Below are 23,951 nucleotides of genomic sequence, written 5' to 3' on the forward strand. Positions count from 1 at the left end.
CCCAACCTCATCAAAGGAGTCATGTCATGCAAATATTCAATGTTGAAGGAATGACCTGCGGCCATTGCGTTCGATCGGTGACCCAGGCGGTACAGAGCCAGGACCCGGCAGCGAGTGTCGAAGTTGACTTGGGCGCCAAAGAAGTGCGCGTGGCAAGCAGTTTGCCCTCGGATAAGGTCATCCAACTGATCACCGAAGAGGGCTACACCGCCAAGCTGGCGTGATTTTCTGATCGTTAGCGACCTAACGTAATGTTCACGGCACCCAAGCGCGGCTAGACTGTCGAGCTGCCGACTCACTTGGGTGTCTGATGAACCTTCGCATAATCCTGATTTTGGGCGCCTTGAGCGCCTTTGCGCCGTTGGCGATCGATTTTTACCTGCCGGGCTTTCCGGCGATGGCCACGGCCTTTGCCACCGATGAAAAACATATCCAGTTGACCCTGGCGGTGTATTTCGCCGGCCTGGCCATTGGCCAATTGATCTACGGCCCGCTGGCCGACCGTTTTGGCCGGCGTATACCGCTGCTCAGCGGCGTCACCCTGTTTACCCTCGCGTCCTTCGCCTGTGCCTACGCACCGTCCCTGGAATGGCTGATCGGTGCGCGCTTCGTGCAGGCCCTTGGCGGTTGCGCGGGCATGGTGATTTCCCGGGCGGTGGTCAGTGACAAGTGCGATGCGGTGGGCTCGGCCAAGGTGTATTCGCAATTGATGCTGGTCACCGGCCTGGCGCCGATCCTTGCACCTTTGGCGGGTGGGTTGATGGTCGGGGTGTGGGGCTGGCAATCGATCTTCCTGGCACTGTCGCTGTTCAGCGTAATGGCGGCAATTGCCGTGGCAGTCGGGTTGCCGGAAACTTTCCCGGCCGATCAGCCGCGCCAGCCGTTGTCTGGCTCGTTGCGCCGCTACGGCTCGCTGTTGTCGGACCGCGTATACCTCGGCTATGCCTTGACCGGCGGCATCTCGATTGCCGGGATGTTTGCCTACATCGCCGGCTCTCCCTTCGTATTTATCAAACTCTACGGCGTGCCTGCCGAGCATTACGGCTGGCTGTTCGGTTCCAACGCCGCCGGCTTTATCCTGGTGGCGCAGTTGAATGCGCGGTTGCTGGCCAAGCGCGGCCCGGCGTTTTTGCTGTCGCGCACGGTGTGGGTCTATGTGGCGGCCGCGTTGACGCTGCTGGGTATTGCCGCGCTGCGCACCGAGGCCTTGTGGCCTTTGCTGGTGCCACTGTTTATCTGTATCGCCAGCCTGGGCTGCATTTTGCCCAATACCTCGGCGTGCGCCATGAGCGGGCAGGGCGCCCGGGCCGGCAGTGCGTCGGCGTTGCTCGGTTGCATTCAGTTCGGTGTGGCGGCAGGGGCTGCGTCGTTGGTCGGCGTGCTGCACGACGGCACAGCGATGCCAATGGCTGTGGTCATCAGCTTGTGTGGTGTGCTGGCGGTGACGATTGCGATGTCGACCCAGCGCCTGCAACGGGCAAGGGCCGAACAGGCGCAGGTTTGAAATGCGGCTTAGCCAGCGGCGGAGCGTTGCTGGCCGAGGGGAAAGCGGTGGGGCGCCTGGATACGGGCTTGCAGGGTTTCGGCAAAGGCGCGGGCCTCGGCTTCACTGCGAAAGGTGATGGCTTCGCCGTCGAGACGAACCTGCCATTGGCTGCCTGGGGATTTTGCTAACGCTTTTATCAGGATCTTCATTGCTGACTTCCTCGCGTAAAAGACTCGTGGCAAAGGCGGCCAATATAAACCCGAATCCCCGCAAAAATATGACAAGGGTCAACTCTCGGACTAATGGTGTCGTCCATTACTTACATAAATAACGGACGACACTGACAGTCGTTTTTTCAGAACCCTTCCAGCACGATCTTGCCTTTGGCCTTGCCGCTTTCCAGCAGCGCGTGGGCACGCCGCAGGTTGGCCGCATTGATTACACCGAAGTGCTCGCCCACCGTGGTTTCCAGGATGCCGGCATCGATCAGTTCGGCCACGCGGTTGAGCAAGTTGTGCTGCTCGATCATGTCCGGCGTTTCGAACATCGAGCGGGTGTACATGAACTCCCAGTGCAGCGACAGGCTCTTGCGCTTGAGCTTGCTCACATCCAGCGCCTTGGGGTCATCGATCAGCGCCAGCTTGCCTTGGGGTTGCAGCGCCTCCACCAGTTGATCGAGGTGATGTTCGGTCTGGGTCAGGCTGGCAACGTGGGTCACTTGCGGGTGGCCGGCCTGTTTCAGCGCTTCGCTCAGCGGCTGGCTGTGGTCGATCACCAAGTGGGCACCCAAGGCCTTGGCCCAGGCCTGGGTCTCGGGGCGCGAGGCGGTGCCGATGACTTTCAGCGCGGTGAGCTGGTTGGCCAGTTGCGTCAGGATCGATCCCACGCCGCCGGCAGCGCCGACGATCAGCAGGCTCTGGCTTTGATCTTCCTTGCCTTCAATTATCTGCAAGCGTTCGAACAGCAGCTCCCAGGCGGTGATGGCGGTCAACGGCAGTGCAGCGGCTTCGGCAAACCCCAGGCTCTTGGGCATATGGCCGACGATGCGCTCATCTACCGTGTGCAGTTCGCTGTTGCCGCCTGGGCGTACCAGGGAACCGGCGTAGAACACCTTGTCGCCAGCCTTGAACAGCGTCACGGCGCTGCCAACGGCCTTGACCACACCGGCTACATCCCAGCCCAGCACCTTGGCGGCGCCGTTTTCGGGAGCGACGTTCTGGCGCACCTTGGTGTCCACTGGGTTGACTGAGATGGCTTTGACTTCCACCAACAGGTCACGCGGGCCGGCCACGGGCTCCGGCAGTTCGATGTCTTGCAGGGATTTTGGGTCGTGGATCGGCAGTGAGGCGTAGTAGGCAATGGCTTTCATGGCGGCTCCGGTACAGGGGGCGTGATGCGGACTTGATGTGGAGATCAGGCGAGAAATTTCAGGCGCTTGAGGTCGAAATGTTCGAGCACGTCAGCGGCTGTGGCGCGAAAGCTCTGGATATGCGCGCTCTGGTCATGGTCGGCCAGTGCTGCCTCATCGCTCCAACGTTCGAGCATGTAGAAGGTCTCGGGGTGTTGCAGGTCCTGGTGCAGGTCGTACTGCTCGCAGCCGGCTTCCAGGCGAGTCGGTTCCAGCAAGCCGCGCAGCAAGAGTTCCAGGGTGGCTTGTTGGCCGGGTTTGGCGATCAGCGTGGCGATGACGTTAAAGGCGGTGGACATATTCGACTCCTGGCACGTGATAACGGGATAGAGAGATGATTGGCTATTTCCCGTGCAGATAAAAGCCGTTAAAACAGCAGTCTGTTTCAACCAAATTTTGATAATGGGTGCCAAAGCATGCTGCGTTTTGATGATTTGCAGTTGTTCGTGCGGGCGGCGGACCTGGGCAGCCTGTCTGCAGCAGCGCGGGGCATGGACCTGTCGCCAGCGGTAGCCAGTGCCGCCTTGAAGCGTATCGAGCAGCAACTGGGCGCACGCTTGCTGGCGCGCTCCACTCGCAGCTTGCGCCTGACCGCCGAGGGTGAAGGTTTCCTGGAGTATGCCCGTACCGCGCTGAGCGCTCTGGATGAAGGGCGGCGTCTGTTGGCCAGCGGCCAGGATCATGTCAGTGGTGTGTTGCAACTGTCGGCTCCTTCGGATTTCGGGCGAAACCAGTTGCTGCCATGGTTGGATGAATTCCAGCAGGAACACCCGCAGTTAAACGTACGATTGTTGCTCGGCGATCGCATTGCCGACCTGTTCCGCCAGCCGGTGGACATCGCCTTGCGCTATGGCGAACCCGAAGACTCCAGCCTGATTGCGCTGCCCATCGCCCCGGACAATATCCGAGTGCTGTGTGCCGCCCCCAGTTACCTCGCCCGCCATGGCGAGCCGCGCCATCTGGAACAACTGGCCCAGCACAATTGCCTGCTATACATGCTCGGTACCCGCGTGCATGACCACTGGGGGTTTCATGACGGCAAACGCCAAGTGAGCTTGACGGTCAGTGGTGATCGGTTCAGTGATGATGCCGACGTCGTCCGCCGCTGGGCGGTGGCGGGGATGGGGATTGCCTATAAGTCCTGGCTGGATGTAAGCGCCGACGTGCTGGCGGGGCGCTTGCGCTTGATCCTGCCGGAGCTGCAGGGCGAGCGCACGCCGCTCAACTTGCTGTGTGCCCACCGTGCGCAATTGAGCAAACCGATCAATCTGCTGCGGGAGATGCTCGTGGCACGTTGTGCGACATTGACCGCGCAGCGACCGGGGCGAATGGCTGCTCGGCAATAGCCTGCGCCACGGTCGGAAGTTTCACTCATATCCTGTCCTGATCTGCTCTGTCAGACGCCGCGGAACCGCTGGCCTGCGCACCTATACTTTGGCCTCAACCGCAGCAGAAAATGGTTTAACAGGGAGTGAATACATGGAAGCAGCACCTTGCATCAGTCAGATCGCCAGCTTGCTCGCCGAGCCCAAACGCACGGCCATACTCTGGGCCTTGATGGACGGCTCGGCGAAGTCTTCAGAAGAGCTGGCGACCCTGGCCGGACTGTCGCCGGCATCGGCCAATGCGCATTTGGCGCGTCTGACCGGCAGCGGCCTGCTGCGAACCGAGGCTCGACGGGGCAAGCGGTTGTTTCGCGTGGCGGCTGCGGATGTCAGTGTCGCTATTGATGCGCTGGCCAGTACCACCATGGCCAGCGCGGCGCGCAGCACGCCGAATACCTTGCCGCCGGCGCTTATGGCGCCACCGCTGCTGCGGCGTGCCCGCCTGTGCCACGGCCATCTCGGCGGCGAGCTGGCGGCTGGGCTGTACCAGCGGATGTTGGAGGCAGGCTGGGTAGAACGCCATGAGCAGCGTACCGAGGTCACGGTAAAGGGCGCGCAGTATTTGGCAGGCCTGGGTATTTTTACCCAGGCCCTGGCGGCGCCGCTGGTCTGCGATTGCTTCGACTGGAGCCAGCAGCAGCCGCATCTGGGCGGGGCGTTGGGAGCGGGGTTGTTGCAGCTGTTCCTGCAGTCGGGCTGGATCAGTGTGGTCAACGAGTCGCGGGCCTTGCAGGTTTCCGCTATCGGGCTCGCGGAAATCAACCGGCTGGCGGCAGTGTAGGTGCCTCGTCAGTGGTTTGCGTCGTTCAGGGTTTCAGTCAGGTCGCATCCAGCAATAGCCAGGGATAACGATGTCGCACACTCGCCGAGGGATTTTTCACAAGGGGGTGTGGCATGGGTATACAGGGCTATAGCGCAGCGGAACGGTTGGAGCGGCTGCCGATCAGTGGTTACCATCGAATCATTTTCATCATCATCGCCTTGGCGTTTTTCTTCGACTCCATGGACTTGGCGATGATGACCTTCCTGTTGGGCTCGATCAAAACCGAGTTTGGCCTGAGCACCGCCCAGGCCGGATTACTGGCCAGTTCGAGCTTTTTCGGCATGGTAGTCGGCGCTTCGCTGTCCGGCATGCTTGCCGATCGCTTCGGGCGCAAGCCGGTGTTCCAGTGGAGCATCGTGTTGTGGGGCGTCGCCAGTTACTTGTGTTCCACGGCGCAGACGGTGGAGATGCTGACGTTGTTTCGTATTCTGCTGGGCATTGGCATGGGCATGGAGTTTCCCATCGCTCAGTCGATGCTGTCGGAGCTGATTCCGGCCAAGGGGCGCGGGCGCTATATCGCGTTGATGGATGGTTTCTGGCCGTTGGGTTTTGTGGCCGCAGGCGTGCTGTCTTACTTCCTGTTACCGGTGATTGGCTGGCGCGACATCTTCCTGGTGTTGGCGGTGCCGGCGGTGTTTGTGTTGGCCATCCGGTTCTTTATCCCGGAATCACCGCGCTGGCTGGAACAGGCCGGAAAGCATGACGCGGCGGACAAGGTGTTGCTGGGCATTGAGCAGAAGGTACGCGAGTCCCTGGGCCAAGCTGATTTACCCGAGCCGGTTGCCCTGCCACGGGTCGAGACTGTGCCGGGGACTTTCTTCTCCGCGTTCCAGCAGCTGTGGTCGGCGCAGTACCGCCAACGCACAATGATGATCTGGAGTGTGTGGTTTTTTGCCTTGCTCGGCTTTTACGGGCTGACATCGTGGTTGAGTGCGTTGTTGCAGCAATCGGGTTTTGCCGTGACCCAGTCGGTGTATTACACCGTGATCATTTCCCTGGGCGGGATCCCGGGCTTCCTGATGGCGGCGTGGCTGGTTGAACGCTGGGGGCGTAAGCCGGTGTGCGTTGTGACGCTGCTGGGCGGCGGGGTGATGGCGTTTTTGTATGGGCAAAGTGCGGTGTTTGGCGGCAACGTCGGCCTGCTGATTACTTCGGGGCTGCTGATGCAGTTCTTCCTGTTTGGCATGTGGGCCGTGCTGTACACCTACACGCCGGAGTTGTATCCCACTTCGGCGCGGGCGACAGGCTCTGGGTTTGCTTCGGCGGTTGGCCGGGTTGGCTCATTGCTGGGGCCGTTGGTGACCGGGCTGGTATTCCCGATAACAGGGCAGGGCGGGGTGTTTGCCCTGGGCGCGCTGTGCTTTGCAGTCGCGGCGCTGGTGGTGTGGGTGTTTGGGATGGAGACGAAGGGCAAGACGTTGGAAGAGCTCACCCAAGTCTAAAGCTCAATACAAAACCTATGTGGGAGGGGGCTTGCCCCCTCCCACATTTAGCATGCATTCATTTAATGATGGCTGGTTATGGCTTTACGAGCCGCGCATCCAGGCTGTTTTGCGCCAGGCGCTTGGCCTGGTCCTGGGTCATGCCCAGGGAGGTGTACAGCGCGTGGAAGTTCTCGGTGACATAGCCGCCGAAGTACGCCGGGTCATCCGAGTTCACAGTCACCTTCACGCCACGCTCGAGCATGTCGAGGATGTTGTGCTGGGCCATGTCGTCGAACACGCAGAGCTTGGTATTGGACAGCGGGCACACGGTCAACGGAATCTGTTCGTCGATGATGCGCTGCATCAGGCGTTCATCTTCGATGGCACGTACGCCATGGTCGATACGCTGGATCTTCAGCAGGTCGATGGCTTCCCAGATGTACTCGGGCGGGCCTTCTTCACCGGCGTGGGCCACGGTCAGGAAGCCTTCGTGACGGGCACGGTCGAATACGCGCTGGAACTTGCTCGGTGGGTGGCCCATTTCCGAGCTGTCCAGGCCCACGGCCACGAACGCGTCACGGAACGGCAGGGCCTGGTCGAGGGTTTTCTCGGCTTCGGCTTCGCTCAGGTGGCGCAGGAAACTGAGGATCAAGCCGCTGGTGATACCCAGTTGCTGCTCGCCATCCTTAAGTGCCGCGGCGATGCCGTTGAGCACCACTTCGAACGGCACGCCACGGTCGGTGTGGGTCTGCGGGTCGAAGAAGGGTTCGGTATGAATCACGTTCTGGGCCTTGCAGCGCAGCAGGTAGGCCCAGGTCAGGTCGTAGAAATCCTGGGACGTGCGCAGCACATCGGCGCCTTTGTAATACAGGTCGAGAAACTCTTGCAGATTATTGAAGGCATAGGCCTTGCGCAGGGTTTCGACGTCGTTCCACGGCAGCGCAATCTTGTTGCGCTCGGCCAGGGCGAACAGCAACTCAGGCTCCAGCGAACCCTCCAGGTGCAGGTGCAATTCAGCCTTGGGCAGGGCGTTGAGCCAATCGTACATTTTTAAAATCTCATCAGGTGCAATGGCGGCATTCTACAGGCCATGGCTGAAATAATCGGCAAAACCTGACCAGCAGGAGAGTATTTGTCTCACCCTCGCAAGGTTGATGTGAACTAAGGTGTAACGAAACGTTAGCGGCTTGGCGCAGTCTGTACCCCATCAATGACTGATTCGCCGTATGAAAAGGCCCGGAATGCTCACATCCCTCAAGCAAGAAAAATTCATGTTGCTGGCGCTGATTGCCGCCATTGCCGCCTACCCGCTGGAGCACTGGATGCTCCACAGCGGGCAACTGGTGGCGCTGCTGGCAGGCTTGGCGCTGATCGCCTTTATCGTGATGGCTTCGATGCGCGCCGCGCACCATGCCGAGCAACTGGCGGAAAAGGTAGGTGACCCCTACGGCACCATGATCCTGACCCTCGCCGCGGTATTGGTGGAAGTGGTGATCCTGGCGATCATGATGAGCAACGAGCCATCGCCCACGCTGGTGCGTGACACCATCTACTCGGCGGTGATGCTCGATATCAACGGCATCCTCGGTCTGGCCGCGCTGATGGGCGGCATCAAGCATGGCGAGCAGTCTTACAACGATGATTCGGCACGCACCTACAGCGTAATGATCCTTACCGCTATGGGTGTGTCGATGGTGGTGCCGGAGTTTATCCCCGAAGCGGATTGGAAAATCTACTCGGCCTTCACCATTGGCGCGATGGTGGTGCTTTACACCTTGTTCCTGCGCATGCAGGTGGGGCCGCACAGCTACTTTTTCAGCTACAGCTACCCGGAAAAGCGCCGCAAGAAAACTCCGGAGGAGGAGCAGGCGCCGCCGGTCAACCTGGCGTTTTCCATCGGCACGCTGGTCTTTGGGGTAATCGTGATCGGCGCATTGGCCGAGGTGATGTCCAAGACCCTCGACCTGGGCCTGGAAGGCACCGGCGCACCGCCGGTGATCACGGCGATTGTGGTGGCGGCTATTTCTGCCGCACCGGAAATCCTGACGGCACTGCGCGCTGCGTTGGCTAACCGCATGCAGTCGGTGGTGAATATTGCGTTGGGGGCATCGTTGTCTACGGTGATCCTGACGGTGCCGGTGATGGAGGCCATGGCCCTGTATTCCGGCCAGCCGTTCCAGATGGCGATGACGCCGGTGCAGACGGTGATGGTGTTTATCACGCTGATTGTCAGTGCGATCAACCTGAACGATGGCGAAACCAATGCCATCGAGGGCATGACCCATTTTGTGTTGTTTGCGACCTTTATCATGTTGTCGTTGCTGGGGCTGTAACCAGACTTCTAAGAACACCCTAGAATCAAATGTGGGAGGGGGCTTGCCCCCGATGACGGTGTTTCAGGCACTTATATGTCACTGATCCACCGCTATCGGGGGCAAGCCCCCTCCCACATTTTGAACCTCGTTTGGCTTAGGTTCCGGCGATTAACTGCCGCGCCGCCTGGCTGTGATCGGCGATCAAACCTTTCAGGTCCAGGCCTTCGACCTGCCCGTCGATGACTCGCCACTTTCCGCCAATCATCACCCGATCCGCCCGATCCGCACCGCACAACAGCAGCGCTGAAATCGGATCGTGGCTGCCGGAGAAGCGCAGTTCGTCCAGCTTGAATAGCGCCAGGTCAGCCTGCTTGCCTACCGCCAGTTCACCAATATCCGTACGCCCCAGCAACTGCGCCGAACCTTTGGTTGCCCAGCCCAGCACGCCTTCTGGGGTGATCTTTTCTGCGCCATAACGCAGGCGCTGAATGTACAGGGCCTGGCGCGCTTCAAGGATCATGTTCGACGCGTCGTTGGAAGCGGAACCGTCTACGCCCAGGCCGATGGGGGCGCCGGCGGCAAGCAGATCGAGGGTCGGGCAGATGCCGGAGGCCAGGCGCATGTTCGAGCTTGGGCAATGGCAGATGCCAGTACCGGCGGCGCCCAGGCGTGCGATTTCATCCGGGTTGAAGTGAATACCATGGGCCAGCCAGGTGCGTGGGCCGAGCCAGCCGACGCTGTCGAGGTAGTCCACGGTACGCAGGCCGAAACGTTGCAGGCAGAAGTCTTCTTCGTCGAGGGTTTCCGCCAAATGGGTGTGCAGGCGCACATCCAGACGGTTGGCCAGCTCGGCGCTGGCTTGCATGATCGCGGGGGTGACCGAGAACGGTGAACACGGCGCCAGGGCTATCTGGATCTGTGCTCCGTCGCCACGCTGGTGGTATTCGCGGATCAGGCGCTGGCTGTCGTCGAGGATCACCTGGCCTTGTTGTACGGTCTGCTGCGGCGGCAGGCCACCATCTGCTTCGCCCAGGCTCATGGAGCCGCGGGTGAGCATGGCGCGCATGCCCAGTTCGCGCACGCTTTCTACCTGCACATCAATGGCGTTTTCCAGGCCATCGGGGAACAGGTAGTGGTGGTCGGCTGCGGTGGTGCAGCCTGAGAGCAGCAATTCAGCCAAGGCGACTTTGCTGGCCAGGGCAAGTTTTTCCGGGGTGAGCCGTGCCCATACCGGGTACAGGGTTTTCAACCAGGGAAACAACGGCTGGTTGACCACCGGGCCCCAGGCGCGGGTCAGGGTTTGATAGAAGTGATGGTGGGTGTTGATCAGCCCAGGCAAGACCACATGCTCGCGAGCGTCGAACACCTGTGCACAGGGTTGTGCCGGTTCTTGGCCTTGGGCCAGCACTTCGGTGATCACACCGTCTTGCAGCACCAGGCCGCCGCGGGCATCGAGGCCATTGGCAGTGAAAATCGCGAGAGGGTTTTTTAACCAGATACGGGTCGCAGGCATTGGCCGGCTCCTCTGAATGATGGGTTCAGGTTTGCCAGCTCAGTGTTGCCCTGTCTGCTGATCCAGGGTCGCCGGGGAGGGCGAGGTGGCTAGATTACGTGTAGTTCATTACCGGGTCTAGCTGTAGGAGCAAGCCCCCTCCCACAGATTTATCGGTGTGTTTACCAGGCGATGGTGTCGCCCTTGTAGTCCACGAAGTGGTGGCCGCCTTTGCCGGTGTAGGCATTCACCTGATCCACCAGGCCGCGCACGCTGGTGTCGACGTCAATATGTGCATTTTCGCCGCCCATGTCGGTCTTCACCCAGCCCGGATGCATCGACAGCACGGTCAGCTTGTGATCGCCCAGTTGGGTGATAAAGCTGTTGGTCATCGAATTGAGTGCAGCCTTGCTGGCCTTGTACAGCGCCAGATCCGAACCGTCGGGAATGGTCACGCTGCCCAGTACCGAGCTCATGAAGGCCAGCACACCGGTGTCTTTGCGGATCTGCCCGACAAAGCGCTGGGCCAGGTTAATCGGTGCCACTGCGTTGGTGAAGAACAACTGGCCGACTTCCGCCAGGGTGGCGTGGCCGGGCTCCTGGTTCGCCGGGCCCTTGACGCCAGCGTTGACGAACAGCAGGTCGAAGGTGCGGTCTTTCAGGCGTTGGGCCAGGGCGATCACGGCTTGCTGGTCGTCCATGTCCAACTTCTCGACCTGCACCGGCCCCACGGCTTTCAGCGCATCGGCTTTGCTCGGATCGCGCACGGTGGCGGTCACGTCCCAGCCATCCTGGAGCAATTGCTTGACCAGGCCAAGGCCCAGCCCGCGTGAGGCGCCGATGATCAGTGCGGTTTTTGGCGTAGACATGAAAGGCTTCCTTTGAAATCGCGGTTCAGGGAGTTCAGCACGTAACAGTAGCAGTTTCAGCGTTGCAGCAGGATGCGCCCACGGCTCAGGTCGGCGAGCTGGGCTTGCAGGGTGTCGATGTGTGCCTCCCCCAGTGCAAGTTGCAGCTCCACGCCGTTGGCGGTGAAGGTTTCTTCCACCACCAGGCCTGCGAGTTCAGCGACACGCAGCTTCACCAGGTTCAGCTCGGAAAACCCACAGGCGCAGCTCAGTGGCACACGGCTGATCAGTTCGATGCGCTCGGCATTTTGCAGGCATTTGTTTGCCCCGCCGCCATAAGCACGGGCCAGCCCGCCGGTACCCAGCTGGATGCCGCCGTACCAGCGGATTACCAGCACCGCGACCTGATCAAAGCCCTGTGCCTCGATGGCCGCAAGAATCGGGCGCCCGGCGGTGCCACCTGGTTCGCCGTCATCGTTGCTGCGATATTGGTCGGCCAGCTTCCAGGCCCAGCAGTTATGCGTGGCGTTTAGGTCGCTGTGTTGCTCGAAAAAAGCCTGGGCGTCCTGCGGGCTGGTGATGGGTGCCGCCAGGGTGATAAAGCGGCTTTTGCGGATTTCTTCACGAAATTCGCAAAGGCCTGTCAGCGTAAAAGACATAACTCGCTTCGTTTATTGGGCTGGCTTGATGCCGCAGCCTTTGAGGATGATCTGGATCAGATTGGTGCCAGCGTCTTCCATGTCCTGCTTGGTCAGCTTGGTGCGACCGGTGACGCGGCAGATCTGGGTGGCGAAGTCAGCGTAGTGCTGGGTGCTGCCCCACAGCAGGAAGATCAAATGCACCGGGTCGACGGGGTCCATTTTGCCGGCGTCAATCCAGGCCTGGAACACCGCCGCCCGGCCACTGAACCAGGCGCGATAGTCCTGGCTGAAATATTCGGTGAGGCATTCGCCGCCGCTGATGATCTCCATGGCGAAGATCCGCGAGGCTTGTGGCTGGCGTCGCGAAAATTCCATCTTGGTGCGGATATAGCGCGTGAGCGCCACGGCTGGGTCGTCCTCGGCGGTCAGCGCGTTGAAGGTGCTGTCCCACAGTTCGAGGATATTGCTGAGTACCGCGATGTACAGCCCCAGCTTGTTGGTGAAGTAGTAGTGCAAGTTGGCCTTGGGCAACCCGGCACTGGCAGCAATGGTATTCATGCTGGTGCCTTTGTAGCCATGGCGGGCGAATTCATCTTCAGCAGCCTGGAGAATCGCTTGTTCGTTCTTTTGCCGAATGCGGCTGGCGGGTTTACCGGCGTGGTTGCTGTGGGCAGGAACTTCGAGGCTCATGGAGGTTTCCGTGCTGATCGATAGAGACGACGTGTGCACAGATAACCCACCCTAAAGCCCCAGACAAGTCCCGATGCAATAAAACCGTCAAAGCGGTTCCAGGCTGTCGCTTTCTGGCGTGTGATTTACGGCAGTGGTACTCGGCTTGGCTTCCGGCAGTAACAGGCACAAGAGGATGGCGGTGAGGCCGCCGCTGGTGATGGCGGAGTCGAACAGGTTCTGCACCAGTGTTGGCATCAGGTGCAGCAGGTTGGGCTGGGCAGCGATACCCAGGCCGACGCCGAACGAGGTGGCGATGATCAACATGCTGCGTCGGTCCAGCGGCGCCTGGGCAAGAATACGCACGCCGGCAGCGGCCACACTGCCGAACATCACCAGGGTCGCGCCGCCCAGCACTGGTTTGGGAATTTGCTGCAGCACGGCGCCGATCAGCGGAAACAGGCCGAGACAGAACAGCAACGCGCCGATATATAAGCCGACGTAACGGCTGGCCACGCCGGTGAGTTGGATCACGCCATTGTTCTGGGCGAAGGTGGTATTGGGGAAGGCGCTGAAGGTGGCGGCGATCATGCAGCTCACGCCATCGCCCAGCACGCCGCCCTTGAGTCGGCTTATATAAGAGGGGCCGCTGATCGGTTGGCGGGCAATCATGCAATTGGCAGTGAGGTCGCCGACGGTTTCGATACTGCTGATCAGATAAATCAGCGCTATCGGCAGGAAGGCGCTCCAGTCAAAGTTGAAACCGAAGCGGAACGGCGTAGGCAGGCTGATCAGGGGCAGGTCAGGCAGGGCCTGGGGAGTGAGTTTGCCGCTGAACCATGCGGCCAGGCTGCCCAGGGCCAGGCCGATGATGATCGCTGAGAGGCGTACCCATGGGGTGTTGGAGCGGTTGATCAGAATGATCGTCAGCACCACGAACAAGCCGAGCGCCAGGTTGGCGGGGGCGCCAAAGTCCGGTGCATTGAAGCCGCCGCCGAGATCGGTGATGCCCACCTTGATCAGGCTGATGCCGATCAACGTAATCACAATCCCTGTAACCAGGGGCGTGATGACTCGGCGCAGTTGGCCGATAAAGCGGCTCAGCACGATCTGTACCGCCGCGCCGAAGAAGCACACGCCGAAGATCATCGCCAGAATATCTTCCGGGCTACCGCCGCGTTGCTTCACCAGAAAGCCTGCCGACAACACCGCGCCGAGAAACGCAAAGCTGGTGCCTTGTAGGCAGATCATCCCGGCGCCTATACCAAACGGCCTGCGTGCCTGGATGAAAGTACCTACGCCCGAGACCATCAGCGCCATGCTGATCAGGTAGGGCAAGTGGGCGGTGAGGCCGAGAGTAGAGCCGATGATCAGCGGTGGGGTGATGATGCCGACGAACGCCGCCAGTACATGTTGCAGTGCTGCCAACAGTGCGGGCAGTGGTTTCGGGCGGTCGTTGAGGCCGTAGATCAGGTCGCTGGAGCTGGAGGATTCTGGGGGCATGGCGGGTTAACTCGAGGCGGACGGTTCAAGGTCCCTGTGCCTTGCAAAAAACTGTCCACCTGCTCAGCTTTTACCCTGAAGCCCGGGTTAGCGGGTTGCGGCCAGGCTTTCCAGGAAGCTTTCCAGCACCAAATGAGGGCGCCGACCCTTGCGTGTGACCGATGCCAGGCTCAAATCGTAAAAACGTGTAGCTGGTTTCAGTGCGCGCAGTCGGCCTTGTTGCACCCACAAGCTGGCGTAGTGGTCGGGCAAGTAGCCGATGTAGCGGCCGGTAAGGATCAAAAACGCCATGCCTTCACGGTCCGAAGCACTGGCGGTGCAGTTTAGCGCCTGGTAGTGGGCCTGGATCTGCGCGGGCAGGCGGAAGGTAGGAGCTATGGCGTCCTGGTCGTCGATGCGTTCGTCTTCCAGCTGTTTGTTATCGGCATAAAACAATGGGTGGCCGACTGCGCAGTAGAGTAGCGAGCGTTCGCTGTACAGCGGCTGGTACTCCAGGCCCGACAGCGCGCTGGCCTGGGGCACGACGCCGACGTGCAGGCGCCCGTCGAGCACACCTTGCTCCACCTCATTGGGGGCGATCATGCGGATCTGGATTTGCACGTCCGGGCCTCGCTCCTTCAACTGTGCCAGTGCATGGGTGATGCGCATATGGGGCAGGGTGACAAGGTTGTCGGTAAGGCCGATGATCAATTCGCCGCGCAGGTGCTGGTGCAGGCCGTTGACCTCAGTGCGAAAGCTTTCCAGGGCGCTCAATAATTGCAGGGCTGACTGATAGACCTCGCGACCTTCCTCGGTCAGTGAAAACCCGGCGCGGCCGCGTTGGCAGAGCCTTAGCCCGAGGCGCTGCTCAAGGTCGCTCATCTGTTGGCTGATCGCCGAGCGGCCGATGCCGAGCACGGCTTCCGCTGCCGAGAAGCCGCCGCACTCCACCACGCTGCGAAAAATGCGCAACAAGCGAATATCAAAGTCGCTGACTTGCGCCAAAGGGTCGGGACGACGGCTGCTCATAGTTTAGTGAAGTCCTGACTGAAGGTTAGAAGAGTTGGATTTCATCGACTTTAGCCCCGTGGCAATTTAGCTGCAACAACGCTTTTCCGATCCCGACGCTGCCTTTTGCCTTGCGAGGTTTTGCTGATGAACATGCCCGAAAACGCCCCATCGTCCCTGGCCAGCCAACTGAAGTTGGACGCGCACTGGATGCCCTACACCGCCAACCGTAACTTCCAGCGTGACCCGCGCCTGATCGTGGCCGCCGAAGGCAGTTGGTTGACTGATGACAAGGGGCGCAAGGTCTACGATTCGTTGTCGGGGCTGTGGACCTGTGGCGCCGGGCATACGCGCAAGGAAATCCAGGAAGCCGTGACCAAGCAACTGGGTACCTTGGACTATTCTCCAGGTTTCCAATACGGTCATCCGTTGTCTTTCCAGCTGGCGGAAAAGATTACCGACTTGACCCCAGGCAACCTGAATCACGTGTTCTTCACCGACTCCGGCTCCGAGTGTGCCGATACCGCAGTGAAGATGGTGCGCGCTTACTGGCGCCTGAAAGGCCAGGCCACCAAGACCAAGATGATCGGACGCGCCCGCGGCTACCACGGTGTGAATATCGCTGGTACCAGCCTGGGCGGCGTCAACGGTAACCGTAAGTTGTTTGGCCAGGCGATGATGGATGTTGACCATCTGCCTCACACCTTGCTGGCGAGCAATGCGTTCTCCCGTGGTATGCCGGAGCAGGGCGGTATTGCGCTGGCCGATGAATTGCTCAAGTTGATCGAGCTGCATGACGCGTCGAACATCGCGGCAGTGTTTGTCGAGCCGATGGCCGGTTCCGCTGGCGTGCTGGTGCCGCCACAGGGTTACCTCAAGCGTCTGCGTGAGATTTGCGATCAGCACAATATCCTGTTGGTGTTCGACGAAGTGATCACCGGTTTCGGCCGTACCGGCTCGATGTTCGGCGCCGACAGCTTCGGCGTGACCCCAGACCTGATGTGCATCGCCAAGCAGGTCACCAATGGTGCGATTCCGATGGGCGCGGTGATTGCCAGCAGCGAGATCTATCAGACCTTCATGAACCAGGCGACTCCGGAGTACGCCGTGGAATTCCCCCACGGTTACACCTACTCGGCGCACCCGGTGGCTTGCGCGGCTGGCCTGGCGGCATTGGACCTGTTGCAAAAGGAAAACCTGGTGCAGAGCGTAGCCGAAGTCGCGCCGCACTTTGAGAATGCGCTGCACGGTCTGAAGGGCAGCAAGAATGTGATCGACATCCGTAACTACGGTCTGGCCGGTGCGATCCAGATTGCCCCGCGTGACGGGGATGCCATCGTGCGGCCATTCGAGGCTGGCATGGCCTTGTGGAAAGCCGGTTTCTACGTTCGCTTTGGCGGTGACACCCTGCAGTTCGGGCCAACGTTCAACAGCAAGCCGCAGGATCTGGATCGTCTGTTTGACGCGGTCGGTGAAGTGCTGAACAAGATCGACTGATTTTTCCTTCTATATAGAACAATTTTTCAGGAGCCCTGCATGAGCCTTATCCAGCATTTGATCAACGGCCAGTTGGTCAGCGACAGTGGCCGTACCGCCGATGTGTACAACCCATCCACGGGCCAGGTGATTCACCAGGTGCCGTTGGCCAGTCGCGAAACCATTCAAAGTGCGATCGACTCGGCCAAGGCGGCGTTCCCCGCCTGGCGTAATACGCCGCCGGCCAAGCGTGCGCAGGTGATGTTCCGTTTCAAGCAATTGCTGGAGCAGAACGAAGCGCGTATCTCGCAGTTGATCAGCGAAGAACACGGCAAGACTTTGGAAGACGCGGCGGGCGAGCTCAAGCGCGGGATCGAGAACGTGGAGTACGCGTGCTCGGCACCGGAGATTCTCAAGGGTGAGTACAGCCGTAACGTGGGGCCTAACATTGATGCGTGGTCGGACTTCCAGCCGTTGGGCGTGGTGGCGGGGATTACGCCGTTCAACTTCCCGGCCATGGTGCCGTTGTGGATGTACCCGCTGGCGATTGTGTGCGGTAACTGTTTCATCCTTAAGCCGTCCGAACGTGATCCAAGCTCGACGCTGTTGATCGCGCAACTGTTGCAGGAGGCCGGCTTGCCTAAAGGTGTACTGAGTGTGGTGCACGGCGACAAGGGTGCGGTGGATGCATTGATCGAAGCGCCGGAAGTAAAAGCCTTGAGCTTTGTAGGCTCGACGCCGATTGCCGAGTACATCTATTCCGAAGCGACCAAGCGCGGCAAGCGCGTACAAGCGTTGGGCGGGGCGAAGAATCACGCAGTGCTGATGCCGGATGCAGATCTGGATAATGCCGTGAGTGCCTTGATGGGGGCGGCGTATGGTTCTTGCGGTGAGCGTTGCATGGCGATTTCGGTGGCTGTGTGCGTCGGCGATCAAGTGGCGGATGCGTTGATCGCCAAGTTGGTGCCGCAGGTCAAGGCGTTGAAAATTGGTGCGGGGACCTCTTGTGGCCTGGATATGGGGCCATTGGTGACGGGCCAGGCGCGGGATAAGGTCAGTGGCTACATAGAAGAAGGTGTGGCTGCGGGTGCGGAGTTGGTGGTTGATGGTCGCGGCTTGAGCATTGCCGGGCATGAGCAAGGCTTCTTCCTCGGTGGCAGTCTGTTCGATCGCGTGACCCCTGAGATGCGCATCTATAAAGAAGAAATCTTCGGACCGGTGCTGTGTGTGGTGCGGGTCGACAGCCTGGAAGCTGCAATGCAGCTGATCAATGATCACGAATATGGCAATGGCACCTGCATCTTTACTCGTGATGGTGAGGCGGCGCGGCTGTTCTGTGACGAGATTGAAGTGGGCATGGTGGGGGTCAATGTGCCGCTGCCGGTTCCGGTTGCCTATCACAGCTTTGGTGGTTGGAAGCGCTCGCTGTTTGGCGATCTGCATGCCTACGGGCCGGACGGAGTGCGTTTCTACACCCGTCGCAAGGCGATTACCCAGCGTTGGCCGCAACGGGCTAGCCATGAAGCGTCGCAGTTCGCCTTTCCTAGTCTGTAAGGCTCGGTAAGTGGAAAGCCGGCTCCTTCGGGCCGGCTTTCGCGTTTTCGGGGCTTTTTTGACCCATATGACAGAAATGTGAAAAAGAAGGTTGACGGCAGATTCTGGAAGCCTATAATTCGCCCCACTTCCGGCGCAGTCGAAACGGAAAACTCCTTGGTAAACAATGAGTTATGAAGTTTTCGGCAGCAAGTAGCTTCAGTTCATCGAAGCCCAAAGGAAGTTGAAAAAGAGGTGTTGACAGCAGCGTGTAATGCTGTAGAATTCGCCTCCCGCTGATGAGAGATCAGAAGCGCAAGTGGTTGAAGTTGTTGAAGAAATCTTCGAAAACTTCTGAAAATAATCACTTGACAGCAAATGAGGCTGCTGTAGAATGCGCGCCTCGGTTGAGACGAAAGCTCTTAACCAACCGCTCTTTAACAACTGAATCAAGCAATTCGTGTGGGTGCTTGTGGAGTCAGACTGATAGTCAACAAGATTATCAGCATCACAAGTTACTCCGCGAGAAATCAAAGATGTAACCAACGATTGCTGAGCCAAGTTTAGGTTTTCTTAAAAACCCAAAGATGTTTGAACTGAAGAGTTTGATCATGGCTCAGATTGAACGCTGGCGGCAGGCCTAACACATGCAAGTCGAGCGGTAGAGAGAAGCTTGCTTCTCTTGAGAGCGGCGGACGGGTGAGTAATGCCTAGGAATCTGCCTGGTAGTGGGGGATAACGTTCGGAAACGGACGCTAATACCGCATACGTCCTACGGGAGAAAGCAGGGGACCTTCGGGCCTTGCGCTATCAGATGAGCCTAGGTCGGATTAGCTAGTTGGTGGGGTAATGGCTCACCAAGGCGACGATCCGTAACTGGTCTGAGAGGATGATCAGTCACACTGGAACTGAGACACGGTCCAGACTCCTACGGGAGGCAGCAGTGGGGAATATTGGACAATGGGCGAAAGCCTGATCCAGCCATGCCGCGTGTGTGAAGAAGGTCTTCGGATTGTAAAGCACTTTAAGTTGGGAGGAAGGGTTGTAGATTAATACTCTGCAATTTTGACGTTACCGACAGAATAAGCACCGGCTAACTCTGTGCCAGCAGCCGCGGTAATACAGAGGGTGCAAGCGTTAATCGGAATTACTGGGCGTAAAGCGCGCGTAGGTGGTTTGTTAAGTTGGATGTGAAATCCCCGGGCTCAACCTGGGAACTGCATTCAAAACTGACTGACTAGAGTATGGTAGAGGGTGGTGGAATTTCCTGTGTAGCGGTGAAATGCGTAGATATAGGAAGGAACACCAGTGGCGAAGGCGACCACCTGGACTAATACTGACACTGAGGTGCGAAAGCGTGGGGAGCAAACAGGATTAGATACCCTGGTAGTCCACGCCGTAAACGATGTCAACTAGCCGTTGGGAGCCTTGAGCTCTTAGTGGCGCAGCTAACGCATTAAGTTGACCGCCTGGGGAGTACGGCCGCAAGGTTAAAACTCAAATGAATTGACGGGGGCCCGCACAAGCGGTGGAGCATGTGGTTTAATTCGAAGCAACGCGAAGAACCTTACCAGGCCTTGACATCCAATGAACTTTCTAGAGATAGATTGGTGCCTTCGGGAACATTGAGACAGGTGCTGCATGGCTGTCGTCAGCTCGTGTCGTGAGATGTTGGGTTAAGTCCCGTAACGAGCGCAACCCTTGTCCTTAGTTACCAGCACGTAATGGTGGGCACTCTAAGGAGACTGCCGGTGACAAACCGGAGGAAGGTGGGGATGACGTCAAGTCATCATGGCCCTTACGGCCTGGGCTACACACGTGCTACAATGGTCGGTACAGAGGGTTGCCAAGCCGCGAGGTGGAGCTAATCCCAGAAAACCGATCGTAGTCCGGATCGCAGTCTGCAACTCGACTGCGTGAAGTCGGAATCGCTAGTAATCGCGAATCAGAATGTCGCGGTGAATACGTTCCCGGGCCTTGTACACACCGCCCGTCACACCATGGGAGTGGGTTGCACCAGAAGTAGCTAGTCTAACCTTCGGGAGGACGGTTACCACGGTGTGATTCATGACTGGGGTGAAGTCGTAACAAGGTAGCCGTAGGGGAACCTGCGGCTGGATCACCTCCTTAATCGACGACATCAGCTGCTCCATAAGTTCCCACACGAATTGCTTGATTCATTGAAGAAGACGATAGAAGCAGCTTTAAGCTCCAAGCTGATAGCTCTTAGCTAATCAGTTGCGCTCGAAATTGGGTCTGTAGCTCAGTTGGTTAGAGCGCACCCCTGATAAGGGTGAGGTCGGCAGTTCGAATCTGCCCAGACCCACCAATTTTGTTATGGGGCCATAGCTCAGCTGGGAGAGCGCCTGCCTTGCACGCAGGAGGTCAACGGTTCGATCCCGTTTGGCTCCACCATTAACTGCTTCTGCTGTTAGAGTTTAGAAATGAATATTCTGAAACGAATATTGATTTCTAGTCTTTGATTAGATCGTTCTTTAAAAATTTGGGTATGTGATAGAAAGATAGACTGAACGTTACTTTCACTGGTAACGGATCAGGCTAAGGTAAAATTTGTGAGTTCTCTTAATTGAGAAATTCGAATTTTCGGCGAATGTCGTCTTCACAGTATAACCAGATTGCTTGGGGTTATATGGTCAAGTGAAGAAGCGCATACGGTGGATGCCTTGGCAGTCAGAGGCGATGAAAGACGTGGTAGCCTGCGAAAAGCTTCGGGGAGTCGGCAAACAGACTTTGATCCGGAGATGTCTGAATGGGGGAACCCAGCCATCATAAGATGGTTATCTTGTACTGAATACATAGGTGCAAGAGGCGAACCAGGGGAACTGAAACATCTAAGTACCCTGAGGAAAAGAAATCAACCGAGATTCCCTTAGTAGTGGCGAGCGAACGGGGACTAGCCCTTAAGTGGCTTTGAGATTAGCGGAACGCTCTGGAAAGTGCGGCCATAGTGGGTGATAGCCCTGTACGCGAAAATCTCTTAGTCATGAAATCGAGTAGGACGGAGCACGAGAAACTTTGTCTGAATATGGGGGGACCATCCTCCAAGGCTAAATACTACTGACTGACCGATAGTGAACTAGTACCGTGAGGGAAAGGCGAAAAGAACCCCGGAGAGGGGAGTGAAATAGATCCTGAAACCGTATGCGTACAAGCAGTGGGAGCCCACTTTGTTGGGTGACTGCGTACCTTTTGTATAATGGGTCAGCGACTTATTTTCAGTGGCGAGCTTAACCGAATAGGGGAGGCGTAGCGAAAGCGAGTCTTAATAGGGCGTCTAGTCGCTGGGAATAGACCCGAAACCGGGCGATCTATCCATGGGCAGGTTGAAGGTTGGGTAACACTAACTGGAGGACCGAACCGACTACCGTTGAAAAGTTAGCGGATGACCTGTGGATCGGAGTGAAAGGCTAATCAAGCTCGGAGATAGCTGGTTCTCCTCGAAAGCTATTTAGGTAGCGCCTCATGTATCACTGTAGGGGGTAGAGCACTGTTTCGGCTAGGGGGTCATCCCGACTTACCAAACCGATGCAAACTCCGAATACCTACAAGTGCCGAGCATGGGAGACACACGGCGGGTGCTAACGTCCGTCGTGAAAAGGGAAACAACCCAGACCGTCAGCTAAGGTCCCAAAGTTATGGTTAAGTGGGAAACGATGTGGGAAGGCTTAGACAGCTAGGAGGTTGGCTTAGAAGCAGCCACCCTTTAAAGAAAGCGTAATAGCTCACTAGTCGAGTCGGCCTGCGCGGAAGATGTAACGGGGCTCAAACCATACACCGAAGCTACGGGTATCACGTAAGTGATGCGGTAGAGGAGCGTTCTGTAAGCCTGTGAAGGTGAGTTGAGAAGCTTGCTGGAGGTATCAGAAGTGCGAATGCTGACATGAGTAACGACAATGGGTGTGAAAAACACCCACGCCGAAAGACCAAGGTTTCCTGCGCAACGTTAATCGACGCAGGGTTAGTCGGTCCCTAAGGCGAGGCTGAAAAGCGTAGTCGATGGAAAACAGGTTAATATTCCTGTACTTCTGGTTATTGCGATGGAGGGACGGAGAAGGCTAGGCCAGCTTGGCGTTGGTTGTCCAAGTTTAAGGTGGTAGGCTGAGATCTTAGGTAAATCCGGGATCTTAAGGCCGAGAGCTGATGACGAGTCATCTTTTAGATGACGAAGTGGTTGATGCCATGCTTCCAAGAAAAGCTTCTAAGCTTCAGGTAACCAGGAACCGTACCCCAAACCGACACAGGTGGTTGGGTAGAGAATACCAAGGCGCTTGAGAGAACTCGGGTGAAGGAACTAGGCAAAATGGCACCGTAACTTCGGGAGAAGGTGCGCCGGTGAGGGTGAAGGACTTGCTCCGTAAGCTCATGCCGGTCGAAGATACCAGGCCGCTGCGACTGTTTATTAAAAACACAGCACTCTGCAAACACGAAAGTGGACGTATAGGGTGTGACGCCTGCCCGGTGCCGGAAGGTTAATTGATGGGGTTAGCTAACGCGAAGCTCTTGATCGAAGCCCCGGTAAACGGCGGCCGTAACTATAACGGTCCTAAGGTAGCGAAATTCCTTGTCGGGTAAGTTCCGACCTGCACGAATGGCGTAACGATGGCGGCGCTGTCTCCACCCGAGACTCAGTGAAATTGAAATCGCTGTGAAGATGCAGTGTATCCGCGGCTAGACGGAAAGACCCCGTGAACCTTTACTATAGCTTTGCACTGGACTTTGAATTTGCTTGTGTAGGATAGGTGGGAGGCTTTGAAGCGTGGACGCCAGTCTGCGTGGAGCCAACCTTGAAATACCACCCTGGCAACTTTGAGGTTCTAACTCAGGTCCGTTATCCGGATCGAGGACAGTGTATGGTGGGTAGTTTGACTGGGGCGGTCTCCTCCTAAAGAGTAACGGAGGAGTACGAAGGTGCGCTCAGACCGGTCGGAAATCGGTCGTAGAGTATAAAGGCAAAAGCGCGCTTGACTGCGAGACAGACACGTCGAGCAGGTACGAAAGTAGGTCTTAGTGATCCGGTGGTTCTGTATGGAAGGGCCATCGCTCAACGGATAAAAGGTACTCCGGGGATAACAGGCTGATACCGCCCAAGAGTTCATATCGACGGCGGTGTTTGGCACCTCGATGTCGGCTCATCACATCCTGGGGCTGAAGCCGGTCCCAAGGGTATGGCTGTTCGCCATTTAAAGTGGTACGCGAGCTGGGTTTAGAACGTCGTGAGACAGTTCGGTCCCTATCTGCCGTGGACGTTTGAGATTTGAGAGGGGCTGCTCCTAGTACGAGAGGACCGGAGTGGACGAACCTCTGGTGTTCCGGTTGTCACGCCAGTGGCATTGCCGGGTAGCTATGTTCGGAATAGATAACCGCTGAAAGCATCTAAGCGGGAAACTAGCCTCAAGATGAGATCTCACTGGGACCTTGAGTCCCCTGAAGGGCCGTCGAAGACTACGACGTTGATAGGTTGGGTGTGTAAGCGCTGTGAGGCGTTGAGCTAACCAATACTAATTGCCCGTGAGGCTTGACCATATAACACCCAAGCAATTTGACTACTCTAACGAGCATCAGATTGCGGTGTGTGAAGACGAAATGAACCGAAAGTTCGACGCTCACAAAGCACCGACAACTGTCACATACCCAATTTGCTGAAGCGAGGCCAGCTGGCCACGACTCAGTACCCGAATTTCTTGACGACCATAGAGCATTGGAACCACCTGATCCCATCCCGAACTCAGTAGTGAAACGATGCATCGCCGATGGTAGTGTGGGGTTTCCCCATGTGAGAGTAGGTCATCGTCAAGATTAAATTCCAGAACCCCAATTGCGAAAGCAGTTGGGGTTTTGTTTTGGGCGCTCGGAAAGTGTCCACGATGTCCCCATACGCCTGGCACTCTCTCCCACCCAGCCCGACAAAATTGCACAGTTATTTCTGAACCAGACCACTAG

18 protein-coding genes, 2 tRNA genes and 3 rRNA genes are annotated in these 23,951 nt (G+C 57.9%); 13 read left to right on the forward strand and 10 right to left on the reverse strand.

Annotated features, from left to right (window positions below; translation table 11 throughout):
* Positions 1–26 precede the first annotated feature (26 nt).
* Positions 27–224 carry a heavy-metal-associated domain-containing protein gene (locus tag BLU48_RS00355; RefSeq protein ID WP_057010836.1) on the forward strand — a complete coding sequence of 66 codons (198 nt, stop codon included), beginning with the start codon at positions 27–29 and terminating at the stop codon, positions 222–224.
* 86 nt (positions 225–310) lie between these two features.
* Complete coding sequence (locus BLU48_RS00360; protein WP_057025679.1) at positions 311–1,504, forward strand: multidrug effflux MFS transporter; 1,194 nt, start codon at positions 311–313, stop codon at positions 1,502–1,504.
* Positions 1,505–1,512: 8 nt separating this feature from the next.
* Here the strand turns inward: BLU48_RS00360 and BLU48_RS00365 are convergent, their stop codons facing one another.
* The 3 genes from BLU48_RS00365 to BLU48_RS00375 all read right to left on the reverse strand — a co-directional run bounded on the left by BLU48_RS00365 (position 1,513) and on the right by BLU48_RS00375 (position 3,193).
* Positions 1,513–1,695, reverse strand: a complete 183-nt coding sequence (locus tag BLU48_RS00365) for a hypothetical protein (protein WP_057025678.1) — start codon at positions 1,693–1,695, stop codon at positions 1,513–1,515.
* Between the two features lie 146 nt (positions 1,696–1,841).
* Positions 1,842–2,855 carry a zinc-binding alcohol dehydrogenase family protein gene (locus BLU48_RS00370; protein WP_057025677.1) on the reverse strand — a complete coding sequence of 338 codons (1,014 nt, stop codon included), beginning with the start codon at positions 2,853–2,855 and terminating at the stop codon, positions 1,842–1,844.
* Between the two features lie 44 nt (positions 2,856–2,899).
* Positions 2,900–3,193: a putative quinol monooxygenase gene (locus BLU48_RS00375; protein WP_057025676.1), complete on the reverse strand. Its 294-nt coding sequence runs from the start codon at positions 3,191–3,193 to the stop codon at positions 2,900–2,902.
* Between the two features lie 117 nt (positions 3,194–3,310).
* Here BLU48_RS00375 and BLU48_RS00380 point away from each other — a divergent pair, with 117 nt between their 5' ends.
* The 3 genes from BLU48_RS00380 to BLU48_RS00390 all read left to right on the forward strand — a co-directional run bounded on the left by BLU48_RS00380 (position 3,311) and on the right by BLU48_RS00390 (position 6,544).
* Positions 3,311–4,240, forward strand: coding sequence for a LysR family transcriptional regulator (locus BLU48_RS00380; protein WP_057025675.1), 930 nt, complete (start codon positions 3,311–3,313; stop codon positions 4,238–4,240).
* Between the two features lie 133 nt (positions 4,241–4,373).
* Complete coding sequence (locus BLU48_RS00385; RefSeq protein ID WP_057025674.1) at positions 4,374–5,060, forward strand: ArsR/SmtB family transcription factor; 687 nt, start codon at positions 4,374–4,376, stop codon at positions 5,058–5,060.
* A 113-nt stretch (positions 5,061–5,173) separates the two neighbouring features.
* Positions 5,174–6,544, forward strand: a complete 1,371-nt coding sequence (locus tag BLU48_RS00390) for an MFS transporter (RefSeq protein WP_057025673.1) — start codon at positions 5,174–5,176, stop codon at positions 6,542–6,544.
* A gap of 76 nt (positions 6,545–6,620) precedes the next feature.
* Here BLU48_RS00390 and BLU48_RS00395 read toward each other — a convergent pair whose 3' ends face one another.
* Positions 6,621–7,574: an adenosine deaminase gene (locus BLU48_RS00395; protein WP_043051475.1), complete on the reverse strand. Its 954-nt coding sequence runs from the start codon at positions 7,572–7,574 to the stop codon at positions 6,621–6,623.
* Positions 7,575–7,767: 193 nt separating this feature from the next.
* Between BLU48_RS00395 and BLU48_RS00400 the strand changes: the two genes are divergently transcribed.
* Entirely contained in the window at positions 7,768–8,859 is a 1,092-nt protein-coding gene (locus BLU48_RS00400; RefSeq protein ID WP_057025672.1) for a calcium:cation antiporter, read from the forward strand.
* Positions 8,860–8,995: 136 nt separating this feature from the next.
* Here the strand turns inward: BLU48_RS00400 and BLU48_RS00405 are convergent, their stop codons facing one another.
* The 6 genes from BLU48_RS00405 to BLU48_RS00430 all read right to left on the reverse strand — a co-directional run bounded on the left by BLU48_RS00405 (position 8,996) and on the right by BLU48_RS00430 (position 15,002).
* The gene (locus tag BLU48_RS00405; protein WP_057025671.1) at positions 8,996–10,354 is read right to left on the reverse strand and encodes an 8-oxoguanine deaminase; all 1,359 of its coding nucleotides are present in this window, start codon (positions 10,352–10,354) and stop codon (positions 8,996–8,998) included.
* Positions 10,355–10,515: 161 nt separating this feature from the next.
* A complete protein-coding gene (locus BLU48_RS00410) occupies positions 10,516–11,202 on the reverse strand; it encodes an SDR family oxidoreductase (protein WP_046070763.1) in 687 nt (228 codons plus the stop codon).
* Positions 11,203–11,258: 56 nt separating this feature from the next.
* Positions 11,259–11,840, reverse strand: a complete 582-nt coding sequence (locus BLU48_RS00415) for an IMPACT family protein (protein WP_057025670.1) — start codon at positions 11,838–11,840, stop codon at positions 11,259–11,261.
* Between the two features lie 12 nt (positions 11,841–11,852).
* On the reverse strand, positions 11,853–12,512 hold the full coding sequence (locus BLU48_RS00420) for a TetR/AcrR family transcriptional regulator (protein WP_043051758.1): 660 nt from the start codon (positions 12,510–12,512) through the stop codon (positions 11,853–11,855).
* Positions 12,513–12,599: 87 nt separating this feature from the next.
* Positions 12,600–13,994: a uracil-xanthine permease family protein gene (locus BLU48_RS00425; protein ID WP_057025669.1), complete on the reverse strand. Its 1,395-nt coding sequence runs from the start codon at positions 13,992–13,994 to the stop codon at positions 12,600–12,602.
* Positions 13,995–14,081: 87 nt separating this feature from the next.
* Positions 14,082–15,002, reverse strand: a complete 921-nt coding sequence (locus tag BLU48_RS00430; RefSeq protein ID WP_043051756.1) for a LysR family transcriptional regulator — start codon at positions 15,000–15,002, stop codon at positions 14,082–14,084.
* 126 nt (positions 15,003–15,128) lie between these two features.
* Here BLU48_RS00430 and aptA point away from each other — a divergent pair, with 126 nt between their 5' ends.
* The 7 genes from aptA to rrf all read left to right on the forward strand — a co-directional run bounded on the left by aptA (position 15,129) and on the right by rrf (position 23,807).
* On the forward strand, positions 15,129–16,478 hold the full coding sequence (aptA, locus tag BLU48_RS00435) for an omega-aminotransferase AptA (RefSeq protein ID WP_057025668.1): 1,350 nt from the start codon (positions 15,129–15,131) through the stop codon (positions 16,476–16,478).
* A gap of 39 nt (positions 16,479–16,517) precedes the next feature.
* A complete protein-coding gene (locus tag BLU48_RS00440; protein ID WP_057025667.1) occupies positions 16,518–18,011 on the forward strand; it encodes a CoA-acylating methylmalonate-semialdehyde dehydrogenase in 1,494 nt (497 codons plus the stop codon).
* Between the two features lie 572 nt (positions 18,012–18,583).
* Positions 18,584–20,120, forward strand: a 16S ribosomal RNA gene (locus BLU48_RS00450).
* A 122-nt stretch (positions 20,121–20,242) separates the two neighbouring features.
* Positions 20,243–20,319 (forward strand) — tRNA-Ile (locus BLU48_RS00455).
* A 10-nt stretch (positions 20,320–20,329) separates the two neighbouring features.
* Positions 20,330–20,405, forward strand: a tRNA-Ala gene (locus tag BLU48_RS00460).
* Positions 20,406–20,642: 237 nt separating this feature from the next.
* Positions 20,643–23,534: ribosomal RNA gene (locus BLU48_RS00465) — 23S ribosomal RNA — on the forward strand.
* A 157-nt stretch (positions 23,535–23,691) separates the two neighbouring features.
* A 5S ribosomal RNA gene (gene rrf / locus BLU48_RS00470) occupies positions 23,692–23,807 on the forward strand.
* The 16S, 23S and 5S rRNA genes sit together here with 2 tRNA genes alongside, the layout of an rRNA operon.
* The last annotated feature ends 144 nt before the right edge of the window (positions 23,808–23,951 follow it).

The sequence above is a fragment of the Pseudomonas synxantha genome (assembly GCF_900105675.1).
Lineage (GTDB): Bacteria > Pseudomonadota > Gammaproteobacteria > Pseudomonadales > Pseudomonadaceae > Aquipseudomonas > Aquipseudomonas synxantha.

Coding starts and splice junctions, on each gene's coding strand:
- BLU48_RS00400 (WP_057025672.1), top strand. CDS start 7,768: ATGCTCACATCCCTCAAGCAAGAAAAATTCATGTTGCTGGCGCTGATT.
- BLU48_RS00370 (WP_057025677.1), bottom strand. CDS start 2,855: ATGAAAGCCATTGCCTACTACGCCTCACTGCCGATCCACGACCCAAAA.
- BLU48_RS00365 (WP_057025678.1), bottom strand. CDS start 1,695: ATGAAGATCCTGATAAAAGCGTTAGCAAAATCCCCAGGCAGCCAATGG.
- BLU48_RS00420 (WP_043051758.1), bottom strand. CDS start 12,512: ATGAGCCTCGAAGTTCCTGCCCACAGCAACCACGCCGGTAAACCCGCC.
- BLU48_RS00390 (WP_057025673.1), top strand. CDS start 5,174: ATGGGTATACAGGGCTATAGCGCAGCGGAACGGTTGGAGCGGCTGCCG.
- BLU48_RS00375 (WP_057025676.1), bottom strand. CDS start 3,193: ATGTCCACCGCCTTTAACGTCATCGCCACGCTGATCGCCAAACCCGGC.
- BLU48_RS00440 (WP_057025667.1), top strand. CDS start 16,518: ATGAGCCTTATCCAGCATTTGATCAACGGCCAGTTGGTCAGCGACAGT.
- BLU48_RS00415 (WP_057025670.1), bottom strand. CDS start 11,840: ATGTCTTTTACGCTGACAGGCCTTTGCGAATTTCGTGAAGAAATCCGC.
- BLU48_RS00380 (WP_057025675.1), top strand. CDS start 3,311: ATGCTGCGTTTTGATGATTTGCAGTTGTTCGTGCGGGCGGCGGACCTG.
- BLU48_RS00395 (WP_043051475.1), bottom strand. CDS start 7,574: ATGTACGATTGGCTCAACGCCCTGCCCAAGGCTGAATTGCACCTGCAC.
- BLU48_RS00385 (WP_057025674.1), top strand. CDS start 4,374: ATGGAAGCAGCACCTTGCATCAGTCAGATCGCCAGCTTGCTCGCCGAG.
- BLU48_RS00360 (WP_057025679.1), top strand. CDS start 311: ATGAACCTTCGCATAATCCTGATTTTGGGCGCCTTGAGCGCCTTTGCG.
- BLU48_RS00430 (WP_043051756.1), bottom strand. CDS start 15,002: ATGAGCAGCCGTCGTCCCGACCCTTTGGCGCAAGTCAGCGACTTTGAT.
- BLU48_RS00355 (WP_057010836.1), top strand. CDS start 27: ATGCAAATATTCAATGTTGAAGGAATGACCTGCGGCCATTGCGTTCGA.
- BLU48_RS00410 (WP_046070763.1), bottom strand. CDS start 11,202: ATGTCTACGCCAAAAACCGCACTGATCATCGGCGCCTCACGCGGGCTG.
- BLU48_RS00425 (WP_057025669.1), bottom strand. CDS start 13,994: ATGCCCCCAGAATCCTCCAGCTCCAGCGACCTGATCTACGGCCTCAAC.
- BLU48_RS00405 (WP_057025671.1), bottom strand. CDS start 10,354: ATGCCTGCGACCCGTATCTGGTTAAAAAACCCTCTCGCGATTTTCACT.
- aptA (WP_057025668.1), top strand. CDS start 15,129: ATGAACATGCCCGAAAACGCCCCATCGTCCCTGGCCAGCCAACTGAAG.